This is a genomic window from Paenibacillus sp. J5 (genome assembly GCF_054955055.1).
In genome coordinates this window covers 309,479-323,685 of record NZ_JBUEDD010000006.1, presented here as the reverse complement: position 1 = coordinate 323,685, position 14,207 = coordinate 309,479, and the positions used below count along the sequence as shown (strand labels likewise).

The 14,207-nt window shown below is 53.2% G+C and carries 14 protein-coding genes; 11 read left to right on the top strand and 3 right to left on the bottom strand.

The features are described from left to right. Positions 1-35 precede the first annotated feature (35 nt). The 10 genes from ACY1JZ_RS13745 to ACY1JZ_RS13700 all read left to right on the top strand — a co-directional run bounded on the left by ACY1JZ_RS13745 (position 36) and on the right by ACY1JZ_RS13700 (position 10,817). Positions 36-1,319 (top strand): TerD family protein, encoded by a 1,284-nt coding sequence (locus ACY1JZ_RS13745; protein WP_462629655.1) that lies wholly within the window; start codon positions 36-38, stop codon positions 1,317-1,319. Positions 1,320-1,358: 39 nt separating this feature from the next. Continuing rightward, a complete protein-coding gene (locus ACY1JZ_RS13740) occupies positions 1,359-2,162 on the top strand; it encodes a TerC family protein (protein WP_462629654.1) in 804 nt (267 codons plus the stop codon). A gap of 83 nt (positions 2,163-2,245) precedes the next feature. Further along, positions 2,246-3,409: an HpcH/HpaI aldolase/citrate lyase family protein gene (locus tag ACY1JZ_RS13735; protein ID WP_462629653.1), complete on the top strand. Its 1,164-nt coding sequence runs from the start codon at positions 2,246-2,248 to the stop codon at positions 3,407-3,409. After that, a complete protein-coding gene (locus tag ACY1JZ_RS13730) occupies positions 3,318-4,799 on the top strand; it encodes a phosphoribosyltransferase family protein (RefSeq protein WP_462629652.1) in 1,482 nt (493 codons plus the stop codon). The genes ACY1JZ_RS13735 and ACY1JZ_RS13730 overlap by 92 nt, the downstream gene beginning before the upstream one ends. A gap of 47 nt (positions 4,800-4,846) precedes the next feature. Beyond that, positions 4,847-5,971: a cysteine protease StiP family protein gene (locus ACY1JZ_RS13725; protein ID WP_462629692.1), complete on the top strand. Its 1,125-nt coding sequence runs from the start codon at positions 4,847-4,849 to the stop codon at positions 5,969-5,971. Beyond that, complete coding sequence (locus ACY1JZ_RS13720; protein WP_462629651.1) at positions 5,968-6,780, top strand: HAD family hydrolase; 813 nt, start codon at positions 5,968-5,970, stop codon at positions 6,778-6,780. Before ACY1JZ_RS13725 ends, ACY1JZ_RS13720 begins: the two co-directional genes overlap by 4 nt. Continuing rightward, positions 6,767-7,792: an ATP-grasp domain-containing protein gene (locus tag ACY1JZ_RS13715; protein ID WP_462629650.1), complete on the top strand. Its 1,026-nt coding sequence runs from the start codon at positions 6,767-6,769 to the stop codon at positions 7,790-7,792. Before ACY1JZ_RS13720 ends, ACY1JZ_RS13715 begins: the two co-directional genes overlap by 14 nt. Before the next feature lie 340 nt (positions 7,793-8,132). After that, positions 8,133-8,852 carry a hypothetical protein gene (locus tag ACY1JZ_RS13710; protein WP_462629649.1) on the top strand — a complete coding sequence of 240 codons (720 nt, stop codon included), beginning with the start codon at positions 8,133-8,135 and terminating at the stop codon, positions 8,850-8,852. Between the two features lie 16 nt (positions 8,853-8,868). Further along, positions 8,869-9,963 carry a toxic anion resistance protein gene (locus tag ACY1JZ_RS13705; RefSeq protein WP_462629648.1) on the top strand — a complete coding sequence of 365 codons (1,095 nt, stop codon included), beginning with the start codon at positions 8,869-8,871 and terminating at the stop codon, positions 9,961-9,963. A gap of 293 nt (positions 9,964-10,256) precedes the next feature. Beyond that, positions 10,257-10,817, top strand: coding sequence for a hypothetical protein (locus ACY1JZ_RS13700; protein WP_462629646.1), 561 nt, complete (start codon positions 10,257-10,259; stop codon positions 10,815-10,817). 64 nt (positions 10,818-10,881) lie between these two features. Here ACY1JZ_RS13700 and ACY1JZ_RS13695 read toward each other — a convergent pair whose 3' ends face one another. After that, the gene (locus tag ACY1JZ_RS13695; RefSeq protein ID WP_462629645.1) at positions 10,882-11,190 is read right to left on the bottom strand and encodes a Dabb family protein; all 309 of its coding nucleotides are present in this window, start codon (positions 11,188-11,190) and stop codon (positions 10,882-10,884) included. A 191-nt stretch (positions 11,191-11,381) separates the two neighbouring features. Here ACY1JZ_RS13695 and ACY1JZ_RS13690 point away from each other — a divergent pair, with 191 nt between their 5' ends. After that, a complete protein-coding gene (locus ACY1JZ_RS13690) occupies positions 11,382-11,711 on the top strand; it encodes a hypothetical protein (RefSeq protein WP_500862385.1) in 330 nt (109 codons plus the stop codon). 709 nt (positions 11,712-12,420) lie between these two features. Here the strand turns inward: ACY1JZ_RS13690 and ACY1JZ_RS13685 are convergent. Both ACY1JZ_RS13685 and ACY1JZ_RS13680 read right to left on the bottom strand, forming a co-directional pair. After that, entirely contained in the window at positions 12,421-13,248 is an 828-nt protein-coding gene (locus ACY1JZ_RS13685; protein WP_462629644.1) for a carbohydrate ABC transporter permease, read from the bottom strand. Beyond that, a complete protein-coding gene (locus tag ACY1JZ_RS13680; RefSeq protein WP_270165737.1) occupies positions 13,245-14,129 on the bottom strand; it encodes a carbohydrate ABC transporter permease in 885 nt (294 codons plus the stop codon). The genes ACY1JZ_RS13685 and ACY1JZ_RS13680 overlap by 4 nt, the downstream gene beginning before the upstream one ends. Positions 14,130-14,207 lie beyond the last annotated feature (78 nt).

Below are 14,207 nucleotides of genomic sequence, written 5' to 3'. Positions count from 1 at the left end.
CACCAGCCGGCAACACTTGAGAGGTGTGGAACAACATGACAGTATCGTTGATCAAAGGGCAAAAAGCCGATGTAACCAAGGGCAAGCCTGATCTGCACAGCATTATCGTCGGCATGGGCTGGAACAGCGGCGCATCCATCGATATTGATTTTTCCGCGTTCCTCCTGGGCGCTGGCGGCAAGGTCACTCAAGATGAGGATCTGATCTTCTACGGCAATCCGGCAGGCGGAGGCAGCTCCGTCAGACTCTCCACCAGTGAGAAGCGCTGGGGCGGCTCGGATAAGGAGCAGGTCACACTGGAGCATAGAGCGATCCCCCAGCAATACGAGCGCATCGCCTTTACACTAACCATCTATGATGCCGATGCTCGCCGCCAAAGCTTCTCCCAGGTGGATGGGACGTATATTCGCATCATGGACGCCGCCACCGGCGCTGAGCTGCTTCGATTTGAGCTGGGACAGTCCGGTTCCGTGGAGACGGCGATTGTGGTCGGCGAGTTATACCGCTATAACAACGAATGGAAATTTAACGCGATCGGCTCCGGATATACCGGAGGGCTGGGAGCATTATGCAATAGCTTCGGCATTGAGGTGAAGGATGATGCGAGCTCGGCTTCATCGAAGCCACAGCCTGGACAACCACCAGCTCCGCCCGTTCCGCAAGCAGATGCTCCCCCTCCAGCTCCTCCGGTCAGGCAGGAGGCTTCCCCTCCCCCACAGCCTGTCCAGCTTCAGAAGATTGAGCTGAAGAAGCGCGGCGATACGATCAATCTGCAAAAAAATTCAGGCTCGCTGGGAGAATTACTCATTAATCTGAACTGGAATCAGAAGAAATCCTCCGGCTTCTTCGGAAGCAAGCGCATTGATCTCGATCTCGGCTGCTTGTTCGAGATGAAGGATGGACAGAAGGCTGTCATCCAGGCGCTGGGCAATGCCTTCGGCTCGCTTCGCAACCCGCCTTATATTGCGCTAGACGGCGATGACCGCACTGGTTCTGTCTCTACAGGAGAGAATCTGAGGATTAACGGGAGCCATATTTCAGAGATCAAACGAATTCTTGTATTCGCCTTTATCTATGAAGGAGTATCCAAATGGACCGAGGCGGACGGTGTCGTAACGATCAAGCAGAGCCACGGACCGGATATTGTCATTCGACTGGATGAGCCAGACAACCGCAAGCGCATGTGTGGCATCGCCATGATTACCAATGTCCGCGATGAAACCTTCAGCGTGGAGAAGCTCGTCCATTATGTGGAAGGCCATAGACAGCTTGACCAAGCCTACAATTGGGGGCTTAAATGGGTCGCTGGCTCCAAATAGAAGATATACATGGGAAGTTAATTTAGAGGAGGAAGCACCTTGTCGGATTTTTTCCGCAGTTTTATTGAAAACTTCAGCAATTTCTTTGACTGGAACACGATCGTCACGACGTTAAGCGATCCGGTTAGCTGGGGGATTATCGGTACGCTCATTATTCTGGAAGGATTGCTCTCGGCAGATAACGCGCTCGTGCTCGCCGTGATGGTCAAGCATCTTCCAAAAGAGCAGCAGAAGAAGGCATTATTTTACGGTATTTTGGGTGCTTACGTCTTCCGTTTCCTAGCCATCGGTGTCGGAACCTTCCTGGTAAAGATCACCTGGGTGAAGGTCGCTGGCGGACTCTATCTGCTATGGATCGCGCTTAGCAATCTGTTCGACCTTCAGTTCAAGCTGGCGCGAGTCGGCGGCATTCCTCTCCTTCCCTATATCGGCAAGAAGCCTAGTGAGGACGATGAAGTGGTCAACAAGGGCATGGGCTTCTGGCGGACTGTGCTCGCTGTGGAGATGATGGACATCGCATTCAGCATCGACAGCGTATTGGCTGCATTTGGTGTAAGCGAGCAGCTATGGGTACTGTTCCTGGGCGGCATTCTGGGCGTCCTGATGATGCGCGGCGTTGCTCAAGTATTCCTGAGGCTGATTGAGAAGTTCCCTGAGCTGGAGAAAGCAGCCTTCATTCTGATCGTCATTATCGGTGTGAAGATGATCGCTGAGGCGCTGGGCGCGCACATCCCTCATTATCTGTTCTTCTCGCTGCTGATTATCGTGTTTGTCGGCACGATGATTCTGAGCGTAATGAAAAAGAAAAAATCCGAAGACCATACCAAGGGCCATTCGATGTAAACTGCATAACTCTCCTGCACGGAGAGTTATTTTAAATTCGGATCTATCTTTCGCTGCACAACTGATAGACAGGGGATAGCATAATGCGCTACTTTAATTATTTATCCAGGGATGAAGAGGCCGATATTTTTCATTTGCCGCCACAAACCTTTAACAACACCACAGACAAGGAGCATCTGGCGCTGGCTGTCGGTGCCGCGCTGTACATGCCCGCTACGCGCCAGACCATCGCAGAGGATCTGGCCTCCTCCAAGCTGAAGGGGGTCGCCTCGGTCGTGCTTGATCTGGAGGATGCGATAGGCGACGAGCAGGCTGCCGAGGCAGAGCATTCTCTAGTCCTGCAGCTTCATCGACTCGCACTGTTGCTGGAGACCGGCAAGCTGGATAACGAGCATCTGCCGCTCTTATTCATCCGTGTCCGCTCCCCCGAGCAATTGGATCGAATGATAGAGAGCATCGGCTCTTGCATGAAATGGTTGACCGGACTCGTATTTCCCAAATTCAATGCAGAAATCGGTGAGCGCTATCTCCTGAAATTGCAGCGTTATAACGAGCTTAGGCCATTACCGTCGCCTGTGCTCTACGGGATGCCGATTCTGGAAACCTCTGAGGTGCTATACCGCGAATCGCGTCCAGAGACATTGCGCGCCATTAAGCTGCTGCTTGACCGTTATCGGGACTATATACTGAATGTGCGGATTGGAGCGACCGATTTTTCCAGCCTGTTCGGCCTCAGACGAAGCCCGGACATGACCATCTATGATATTCATGTCGTTCGCGATTGCATCACGGATATTGTGAACCAATTCGGCCGAATGGCAGATAATTATGTGCTCTCCGGTGCGGTATGGGAATATTTCTCCCCTACCGGAGCGTCCGATGCCTTCACCGAGGGGCTGATTCGGGAAGTGAAGCTGGACAAGGAGAACGGGCTGGTCGGCAAGACCATCATTCACCCTACCCATATCGGCCCGGTACAGGCCTTGTATGTGGTCACCTTTGAGGAATACGCCGATGCCACAGCGATTATTGCGGGCAATACGGGCTGCCAGGGCGTGCTCAAGAGCCAGCACAACAACAAAATGAATGAAATCAAGCCCCATCTCAATTGGGCAGAACGAATAATGAAGCGATCAACAATATATGGGGTGCTGAATGAACGACAAAACTTCACGGCTCTCCTCGGCACTGCCGGACAGGAGCCGCCACATTTACAACGTATTAGAGGAGTTGGAGGTCACTATTGACGTCCATAGCAATCCGTGCGGCCTGCCGCTCGATGCGTTGTTCCGCATGGCAGCACGCTTGAACAAGAAGCGCAGCTTCCTGTTCGTCAGCCGGGTTCTGGGCAAGCATATCCCCGTGCCGCCAAGTCTGTCTCTGCTCGCTGGAGCGGCACTGGCCTGTCTGTATGGACAACAGCATCGCCAGGTTGAAGAGATTGCCGCAGCGTTCATCGACCCGCATCAAGCGGGCGCGGTCTACCGCCGGATACGGCAGCACAAGCTGACCGTGAAGGAGCCGCTGTTGTTTATCGGCTTTGCCGAGACAGCTACCGCGCTCGGACATAGCATGTATGACATGTTTGACGGGTCGGTACGCTACCTGCATACGACGCGCGAGATGCTAACAAGCCGCGAGCCGGTGATCAGCTTTGAGGAGGAGCATTCCCATGCCACCTCGCATCGCTGCTACCCGCTGGATGCCCAGTTTCTATCCGGTGGGGAGACGGTGGTGCTGGTCGATGACGAGCTCACTACCGGCAAGACCGCATGCAATATCATCTCCAGCCTGCACCAGCGCTGTCCGCGCTCTCGTTATGTCGTCGCAAGTCTGCTCGACTGGCGCTCGGAGGCGGACAAGCAACGCTTTCGCGAGCTGGAGCGCACACTTGGCATCACCATCGAGTGCGTAGCGCTCGTTCAGGGCGAGCTGACTATATCCGGGGCACTCAGCGAGGAACAACTGAAGGCCTTGCTGCCGACTACGCTCAACAGCCTGCCGGACGCTCCGCTAGCCGGACAGGTGCAGCGACATGACATTGGACGCTTCTTCACTCATGCTGAAGCGGATTCCCCCCGTGCTCTCGCTTACTCTATCGGTGCAGCCTTGAATCATCATGAGGCTGGCGCGGCACCCGCCCACAGTTCCCTGCCTCCACAATCGCCCGCTCCCTATCTGCAATGGACAGGCCGATTCGGCCTCGATGCCACCGGTCAGCAGGAGCTGGACGAGCAGTTGGAAGCAGCCGCTGCCTGGCTGCGAGGCTTGCGCCGCGGGGAGCGGCTGCTCTGTATGGGAACGGGAGAGTTTATGTACATTCCGATGCGGATCGCAGCGCTGCTGGGCCAAGGTACGATGTACCAATCCAGTACCCGCAGCCCGGTTCACCCGCTAGCGCACAAGGACTATGCGATTCAGAATGCCTATCGCTATCTGTCCCCTGATGATCCACAAACATTGAATTATATGTACAATATCAGCCCTGGGCAATATGATGAGCTGTTCGTCTTCATGGAGCGAAGCATCGGGGAAGCTCAGGAGGCTCCATTCGTGGAGGCGCTGCGGGCTACACGCATCCCTATGATCCATATCATCTATTGCAGCCGGGAGCCTGACGCGGAGGTGAGCGCATGAACAAGTCGTTGAATGAAGACCGTCCCACTCCCCTCGCCCTTGCACACATGACAGCAAAGACGGCTCCGCTCACTGGCAGCTATTCGGCCGAGGATGTGGAGTTTCTGCTCAAGGATCTGAGCGAGGTCAAGCTGGAGCGACCCACGGAGGATCGCGAGGAGGCATTGCAGTCCGGGGTTCATTATTCCGAGATGCTGCCGGTGGAATATCAGCCATCGGAGTCCTATATCCAGCTCTTTCACCAGACGCTTGCGGCCACGTCGCGCAAGGTCGCGCTCGCCGCGGCTGCCTGCGCTGAGCTGATTATCGCCAAGCGCGGATACAATACGACCATCGCCTCGCTGGCCCGCGCCGGCACACCGATCGGCATCCTGATCAAGCGGTATATCCGGCAGTTGCATGGCCGGGAGCTGCCGCATTATAGCATCTCGATCATCCGTGGCAAGGGAATCGACGAGAATGCCGTCCATTACATGCTGGGCCGCCATCCCGACCATTCGATTCAGTTCGTTGACGGCTGGACTGGCAAGGGTGCCATTCGTCAGGTGCTTACCCGCGCTTGTGCAGATTTCCAGGCGCGCTACGGCATCAGCCTGAACGATGACCTGGCTGTACTCGCTGATCCAGGCTGCTGTGCGGAGACGTATGGAACCCGGGAAGACTTCCTGATCCCGAGCGCTTGCCTCAACTCCACCGTATCCGGTCTGATGAGCCGCACGGTCCTGCGAGCCGACCTCATCGGGCCACAGGACTTCCACGGCGCCAAGTTCTATAAGGAATGGCTGGAGCAGGATGTATCGAATCTGTTCGTTGACCGGATCGCGGCTCACTTCGAGGAGGTGGCGCAGGAGGCTCGGGAGCTGGCTGCCGCCAGACTAGGCGATCCCGCGCAGATGGCGGTGACCTGGCAAGGCATAACCTCTATAAGGCGGCTTCAGGAGGCTTACGGCATCGATGATATGAACCTGGTCAAGCCGGGTGTAGGCGAGACGACACGGGTGCTGCTGCGGCGGGTACCATGGAAGATTCTGATCGATAGAGCCGATAATCCCAATCTGGAGCACATCATGCTGCTGGCTCAGGATCGCGGCGTCGCTGTGGAGATTGACCCGCAGTTGGAATATTCATGCTGTGGCCTGATCAAGAAGCTGAAGGGAGCGGCGAACGAATGATCTTTGCCAGCGATCTCGACCGCACCCTGCTCTACTCGCTCCATGCGCTGGGAGGCTCACTTCCCTCCTACCCGGTCATCGTGGCCGAGCAGGCCGAGGGGCGCGCCATTTCCTATATTAGCCGAACGACGGCTGAGCTGCTCCGTGACCTGGAACGGCAAGCGATAGTATTCATTCCTGTAACGACCCGAACCATCGCGCAATACAGCCGCATTCAATTTTTCGCGACAGAGATGGTTCCCAAGTATGCCATCGTGAGCAACGGCGGCAATGTGCTGATCGAAGGCACGCCCCGGCAGGAATGGACGGAGCATATTCATCAGCAGTTGGCTAACTGCGCCCCTGCTGCGGAAGTGGACAACCTGTTCGAGCGCAGCTTCGCCTCGCCGGACTGGACCGTGAAGCGGACGCATTCCGACGAGCTGTTCTACACCGTGCAGTTGGTACGCGAGCGCTTGCCGGATGGGCTAGACCGTGAGCTGCAGACCGCGCTGCAGCCGTTGAACTGGACGGTGTCGCTGCAAGGACGCAAGCTGTATCTGGTTCCTTCCTGTGTGAACAAAGGGGCTGCACTTCGTTACATTAAGACGCTTACGAGCAGACCGCGAGTGGCAGCGGCTGGCGATTCCCTGCTCGATGAATCACTGTTGGCGGAGGCCAGCTTCGCCCTAGTCCCCAGGCATGGTGAGTTCAAGCAATATTATGGAGATCATTCTCCCTACCCTTATACCGAAGCAGCGGGCATGGATGCCGCTCATGAATTGATTACACGGGCAATGGAGTGGTTCAATACGTATGCATACAATTAACATCTGGTTTAACCGCTGGTTTTCGGTAGCTTATCATTATATGAACATGCTGCGGGACAATCCGGACGGACGACCTGTCCGCCTGTTCGGTACTCATCCTGATCTGGAGCATATGTCCCTTCAGGCCTGCGATGTCAAGGAGGCAGAGCCGGAGGTAACAGGCGAGGCTTACATTGAGTTCTGCCTTGACTTCTGCCGAAGACATCATATTCATGTCTTTATTCCCCGTCTGCATCTGCTCGACATTGCCCGCCATGCGGAGCGGTTCGCTGCGATCGGAACTTCGGTGATGGCTTGTCGTAATATTGACCTGCTGGAGCGCATGATGCATAAGGATCAATTCTACGAGCTGGTGCAGCGCACCGGTGCGGTTCCAGTTCCCGATTATGAGATCGTCAGGGATGCCGCCGGATTCAAGGCCGCCTACACGAAGCTGCAGGAGAAGGGACATCGTGTGTGCATCAAGCCGACCTTGGCTGAGGGAGGCAAGGGCTTCCGCGTGATCGTCGATCACAAGCAGCCGCTCACCGAGCTGTACGATTGGGTCAATCACCGGATGACGTTGGACGAAGCGATGCAGACCTTGTCCTCGGCGGAGCAATTCGAGCCGCTGATGGTTATGGAGCTGCTGCCAGGAGACGAGGTCAGTATTGACTGTGTCGCAACCGCCGAGGGCGAGCTGCTTACGGCGATTCCGCGCCGCAAGCTGCCTGGTCGCGTCTATCTGCTAGAGGATAAGGATGAACTGCTCGCTATCGCGTCACAGGTAGCTGCCAGTTGCCGCATTCCCTATGCGTATAACATTCAAGTAAAGTATAATCAAGCTACAGCCAAGCTGCTAGAGATTAATCCGCGTCTTTCTGGAGGCGCCTATCTGTCCTGTCTGTCTGGTGTCAACCTGCCTTATCTGGCTGTACAAGCCGTGCTCGGCCATGAAGTCGCCAAGCCCTCGCCAGAGCTGGGCATCCGTGTCAGCTATGTGGAGCAGCCTGTGCGACTGCGCAACGTCTAGTCTAGCCAAGCGCCGAGCCTTCCAGCGACGGCCTGTATGGCTGACCTAGGGGGCAGGGGGCAGCATGAGACGAGCAGCATACTCACAGCCAATCTGTGCAACAGTGTATGTCAGGTCACCCGAAGCGGATGGCGGATGGGAGCTTGCGTCGCTCAGATAGCGCGGTCAGGCATGGCAAGCACGGCCGCGAATGAGAGACATCAAGCAGGCAAGCATGTACAGGTGCGACCTCAGCAGAGTAGCCGCAGCCAGCAGGCCGTAACCGGAAGGAGTATTGCGGCCCAAAGGATGCGGCCCAGAGGATGCAGGCAGTGGCTTGGTTGAACGGGAGGTGAACAGAATGCAGCAATACCGAATTCCATTAATCGTCTCGGCAGCAGGCTACCCTGTCTCCTTGCTGCTGCTCCTATGGCTGCCTGTGCCGCTCGTGCTGCTGGCACCCGTGCTATTATCGCTCGTCAGTCTAGGCATAGCGGGCTATATTCACCGTCAGGAGCTTAGAGCCGTGCGGCTTGAGGCGGGAGTGCTTCCGCCAGTGCCCGCATCCGCAAGCTCCTCTGCCCCGCCGCGGGGAACCAGCGAGGCTGCCGGGGCCATCCCGCCCGTAACGGAGGGACACTCCCCCGCTGCGGAACGATCGGCATATGATTCGCCTGCTCCTTCCGCAGAGTGGGAGCCTGCGCTCGAATATATCGCCGTTATCGAGGAGAGCATCATCTCGGAGGGGCAGAAGAACACGCTCGATAACGAGATTGTCGAGAAGACGCTGACACTGCTGGCACGAATCGCAAGGCTGGTGCCTCAACTGCAGGAGCTGAACGACAGCAGCATCAATCATAATATTCAAAGGCTCATATTCAAGGATTTGAACGGAGCTATCAATCCTTTTTTGAAGCTGAGCGGTGAAGCAAAGCGCCGCAACCGCCGTCTGCTGCTCGATGGCATTAAGGATATTAATTCCAAGCTATCCTTGTATGTAGAAACGATGGAGCAGAAGGATCTGCTGGAGCTACAGACTCGAATGGAGCTGATCTCCGAGCGGTACCGGACAACAGATTAACAAGGAGGTTTTATAGATGGCAGCAAATCCTTTGGTTCGCATCAAGGAGGAAGATACGGCCAAGATGGAACACGAGGCGATACAGCTCATGCAGAGAGTATCCGCCGCGGACAGTATGGAGCTTGAACCACTGATGGATCAGATTGGCCGAATGGGTCAAAAAACGATGGAAAAAGCCGGGCAATCGCTGGCGATGCTCGATCGACCGGTCAAGGAGCTGATGTCGGGCAAGCGTGACGAGATTCCTAATAATATATTAAAGCTGCGCAGCGAGATCGAATCGCTCAGCAAGAGCAAGCAGCTTGGCTTCCTGGATCGTATGCTGCGTAAAACAGCGCTCAAAAACTATGTATATAAGTATCAGTCCGTCAGAACGAACGTTGACGCTATCATTCAATCCTTGCGCCACGGGCGCGATACACTGCAAGAGAATGTCGTCTACATGAAGAATCTGAAGAAGTCGTCCATTCAAGAGGTATACAACCTGGAGCTGCGTATTGCTATGGGCAACAAGCTGAAGGCGCTATTCGAGCAGGAGATGGCCAAGCCTGAAAATGCCGACCGCATCACTCATCTGGAGAAAGGGCTCCGCAAGGTCGTTACCCGTGTTCAATCGTTCACCGAGATGATCATGCTATACCAGCAAGCCATTGCGGGCGCCGATATTATTAATGACAATAACGATAAACTCATCGACTCTGTCGATGCCACCATCGATAAGACGCAGCATCTGTTGACCGTATCCGCGATGATTTCCATGGCGCTTGACGACCAGCTCAAGACAATTGATGCCGTCAATTCAGCTAATGCGACACTACAGCATATGTTTGAAGAGAATTCTCGTCTGCTGAAGGAAACGACGCAGAAAACGACCGAGCTGATGGGCAAACCGGGGATGCAGATGGAATCGGTTGACCGCGCGATGAGCGATCTATATACAGCGCTGGATCTGTACGAGCAGTCCAACCGCAGCATTATTCAATCGGCTAACGAGCATACGAAGCGCATGACGGACATTAACCAACAGCTTAGCCAGCGGCTCGGCCTGTCCCAGGGCAATACGGCATCCTTGCCTTCAGCCGAGCAGCCGCTGTCCAGCTTTTTGGAATAATCTGCGCCCCCTCGCATACGAATGATAACGCGAGGCTTGAAGCTCATCCCACCTGAAGGCAGCAGCAAGCTTCGCGTAAGCCGTTCTTGCGGAGGTGCGTATGCTTGGGGGAAATTGCAGCAGCACTGCTCATTGTAACACTGCTGATTATTGCCGCCTCAGAGCGGGCGGATAGCATCATCTGCCCACGCTCAGAGCGTGCGCCCGATTCGGATGGCGAATAGCCCCCGCCGGGCCACTGGCATGGAGGCTTGCTGGATGATCGGGATAATCGAAGCCTGGGAGTGAGGACCTTGCAAGAATTTGAATACGAGCTAAAGACGGACAACTCCATTAATCTGCGATACTATTATGGGGACGAGTGGTTTACCTTCACGCTCTACCACAGCGAGCAGCACTGGATTCTCCATCCTTTTGAGGGCATGCTGATCCGTAATGCCGATATTTGCCGCCTAGTCATGACAGAGCTATTCCAGAACAAACGATTCCAGGTCATGCTCGCCCGCGAGAATATTACCCTGGCTTCCATCCGTTCCTCCGTGGATCTGGAGCGAGAGGACGGCTACATGGGGGTGGATGACCGCTCAGGGGGATCGGAGCATGATGGTGATGAGCTGGATCAGTGGATTCAGTACCATACATGGGATGAGATGGTGCAATTCGAGAAGGACTTGATCGAGGAGCGGCTGACCGTGTACAAGGAGATTCTACGCCGTATGTTCATGCAGGACATGTCCCCTGCCGACGAGGAATTTCGCAATGTCCAGCAGATGATTCGCACCTATGAGGAGGCTCATCAGCAACTGTCCTCTCCAGGAGACTCCTTCTTCGACTTCAACAAGCGCAGATTCTAGGCTGGAGCCACCTGCTCCAGCCTTTCCTATGACGACAGCAATCCTCCCTGAGCATTTTCCGTACTCAAGCATGATGACGATAGTCAATCTCCAGGAAGCGCTCAACTTCTGTCTCCCATCTATCCTGCACGAACTTTACATGAATCGGATGCGCATTATAGGCGTCGTATTCTTCCTGATTGGCAAACTCCATAGCAAACCCGTAATCATAATCATTCTTGGGGCTGACCTGACGGTATACTCGAAAGTGCTTGACAACGGGAATCGCTGTTAGCGCCGCCTCCCCATCTTGCAAGAAGCACTGCTCTTCCTCCGATCCTGCAGGATGCTTCAATGTAAATATAACGGAATGCAATATCCATTCTGCTGACATCGCCTATCCTCTCCTATCTTCGATCTGTGTTCTTTTCCTTAAAAATTATACCAGAGCAAATTCGGATTGTATTCCTTCACTTCCTAAATTCGCCTTCCCCTCATTTATCCAATCGAGGAATGAAATATAAACCTTGGGTAGATACTAAGCCCGTACCATCACAATATGACAACAAAGGAGCACGCTAACCAGTGAATCAGAATCTTTCAAGCCAAATTCAACAATGCGAGCAAATCCTGCACCAACTGATGAACCAGACGCAGCAAGCGAGCCAAAACTATCAGCAATTGCTGCAGCAAGAACAGCAAAATGCCGCTCGCTTGGACGAGCTGGCTGCGCGCGAGCGTCAAGCAGCACAGATCATCCAGCAAGCGCTGCAAGGACACCAGGTAGCTATGCAGCAGATGCAGCAGGCTGTCCAAATCTGCAATCAACTGGAGCGCATCGAGCAATCCCAGATGAGCTATGGCGCGATGAATGCCACCAACCAGAACAGCTATCAGCCAAGAAGCTTCCAATAAAGAGCGACTAATCACTCCTCTTGCGCCCTGTCCCTACAACACCGCATTCAAGGGAGAGGTTCAGCCCGTAGACGGCTCGAAGAGCCAGTGACCCTATCACTGGCTCTTCGTCATACCGGGTGCGCATAGCTGTCTGGGGACATTCTGGATAGCCCCTCACAATCTAATCATCGTAGCGACTTTAATCCTGAAGTCTCCTATGTCGAGCAACCATTGAGGAGTAAAGAATCAGCATTAATACCATTGTGAAAGGAATGGAGCTGGGCTGATAAAGTATCCAGCTCATAGCAACTCCAATAATTAGAATGGATAAAACGAATATGCTGCTCACATAGTTTGGCCTTTTGGAGCGTTTGAAGATATAACGAATAATGAGTACAGCGATAACTGCGTAAAATGATATAAGGGCAAAAATACCTAGTAGTGCAATTGCCATGGGGGGCATATTTGACACACTCCTTCAATAGCTCATTTGACATTAAATAAAAAAATTAATTAATCATAGCTATGCTTACTATAATATACGATAGTATAGCAGCTCTAACAACCAATCTTCATGAATCGTATCCCTCAATCAAAAGGTAACCCCCTGCGTTTCAGATGTAAAACTCAATAATACAGTCTATTGTAGCTGGGCACGCCGCCCGCAAAAAAAACGCCTGATTATAAAAATCAGACGTTCCTCATTAAGCTATGAATCATCAACCTATCAGCCCTTGACAGCACCAGCAGCGATTCCCTTGACGATATGCTTTTGCATAATGATAAAGAAGATGAAGATCGGCACCAATGTAACAATCGTAAGTGTCATGAACATCGGCCAATCAACGGTAAATTCGCCTTTGGCTTTATAAATTTGCAGAACGAGCGTCGACTTGGAGGTGGAGTTCAAAAACAGCATCGGCGCCAAAAAGTCATTCCATATCCACATCGTCTGAAAGATGATACTTGTAATCGTAATGGGTTTAAGCAGCGGAAAGATGATCCGCCAGAAGATGCCCCCTATACTACAACCATCAATGACAGCCGCTTCGGGCAGCTCCCGCGGGATCGACTTCATATAGCCCATCATGAGGAAGAAGACGAACACCGAGCCGCTCATATACAGAATGATCAAGCCATATATTTTGTCGATCAATTGCAGACCACTCATTAGTTGGAATAACGGAATGAGAGTCGCCTGGAACGGAATCATGAATCCGGCGAGCAGATAGAGCATAGCAAACCGTGTGAATCGATTCGTATTGAATACAACCGGGTAGGCCGCCATCGCACCAATCAGTACAATCAACAAGACAGAACAGACGGTGATGGTCAAGCTGTTCCAGAAGCTGAGCAAGATCGAGGTCTCCTCGAACACCTGAACATAGTTGCTAAAGATCCACTTCGAAGGGAGCGCCATCGGGCTCTTCGCGGCATCCTGCATCGTCTTGAACGTGTTGACAATAATCAGATAAAACGGGAAGAATGCAATCAATCCGGCAGGGAGCATGAGCAGGTCTAGAATCCATAACCGTTTATTATAGCTTTTCGTCATTGTAGCCCCTGCTCCCTTCGCTGCATAACTGTAACCTGGAAGATCGCAATCGCTAACACGATGAGGAAAAAGACGATCGACATCGCCGATGCTAGTCCATACTGTGTCTCCGATATTCCCCTTAATACGATAACCTGGGTGATCGAGTACGTCTCATAGCCAGGCCCGCCCTTGGTCAAGGCAAATGGAATCTCGAATACCTTGAGTCCTCCGGTAAGCAGCAGCATCACGCTGACCGTCATCGCAGGCGCGAGGAGTGGAATCGTGATATATCGGATCTGCTGAAAACGGCTCGCCCCATCGATAGAGGCCGCTTCATAATAATCCTTCGGAATGGATTGCAGAAAGGCCAGGTATAACACGGCATGCCACCCTGTTATCGCCCATGTGGCCACAACGATCGTAGACAGCTTCGCCAGTAACGGATCGGACAGCCATGGCTGCGGACCGATGTTAAACAGCTCTCTAAGCACCGTATTCAGTACGCCCGACCCAATCGGCGCCAGGATAAATCCCCAAATATAGGCAAGCAGCAGACCGCTTGGGATGGACGGGAAGAAAAAGATCGCGCGATGAATGTTTCTTGTCAGAAACTTCTGGTCCAAGATCATCGCGAGCGGAATAGCTAACAGCGTAACCAGGATCGCCTTGCCAAACGTAAAAAATAACGTATAGGAAATGGCGGATGTAATCGCATCATCACTAAAAATCCGCGCATAGTTTTTCAAGCCTATAAAGTCATACGCTTCCGTATATCCGTCAAAATTTGTAAAGCTCAAAAAAAACGATTTGATCAGCGGATAGATCGTAAACACGGAGTATATAACCAGAATCGGAAGCAAAAACATTTGAAACTGTAGTTGACGAGCAAATTTAGTCATTATTTGCCTCCTTTGAGACTTTGATTACATCGTTGAGGAGGGAGGGTAGCCGATTTCTATCCCCTCCCCTGTTCATCA

Excerpts from the sequence above, each read along its gene's own strand:
- ACY1JZ_RS13745 (WP_462629655.1), top strand. The coding sequence starts at position 36 with ATGACAGTATCGTTGATCAAAGGGCAAAAAGCCGATGTAACCAAGGGC.
- ACY1JZ_RS13735 (WP_462629653.1), top strand. The coding sequence starts at position 2,246 with ATGCGCTACTTTAATTATTTATCCAGGGATGAAGAGGCCGATATTTTT.
- ACY1JZ_RS13730 (WP_462629652.1), top strand. The coding sequence starts at position 3,318 with ATGAACGACAAAACTTCACGGCTCTCCTCGGCACTGCCGGACAGGAGC.
- ACY1JZ_RS13725 (WP_462629692.1), top strand. The coding sequence starts at position 4,847 with ATGACAGCAAAGACGGCTCCGCTCACTGGCAGCTATTCGGCCGAGGAT.
- ACY1JZ_RS13720 (WP_462629651.1), top strand. The coding sequence starts at position 5,968 with ATGATCTTTGCCAGCGATCTCGACCGCACCCTGCTCTACTCGCTCCAT.
- ACY1JZ_RS13715 (WP_462629650.1), top strand. The coding sequence starts at position 6,767 with ATGCATACAATTAACATCTGGTTTAACCGCTGGTTTTCGGTAGCTTAT.
- ACY1JZ_RS13710 (WP_462629649.1), top strand. The coding sequence starts at position 8,133 with ATGCAGCAATACCGAATTCCATTAATCGTCTCGGCAGCAGGCTACCCT.
- ACY1JZ_RS13705 (WP_462629648.1), top strand. The coding sequence starts at position 8,869 with ATGGCAGCAAATCCTTTGGTTCGCATCAAGGAGGAAGATACGGCCAAG.
- ACY1JZ_RS13695 (WP_462629645.1), bottom strand. The coding sequence starts at position 11,190 with ATGTCAGCAGAATGGATATTGCATTCCGTTATATTTACATTGAAGCAT.
- ACY1JZ_RS13685 (WP_462629644.1), bottom strand. The coding sequence starts at position 13,248 with ATGACGAAAAGCTATAATAAACGGTTATGGATTCTAGACCTGCTCATG.
- ACY1JZ_RS13680 (WP_270165737.1), bottom strand. The coding sequence starts at position 14,129 with ATGACTAAATTTGCTCGTCAACTACAGTTTCAAATGTTTTTGCTTCCG.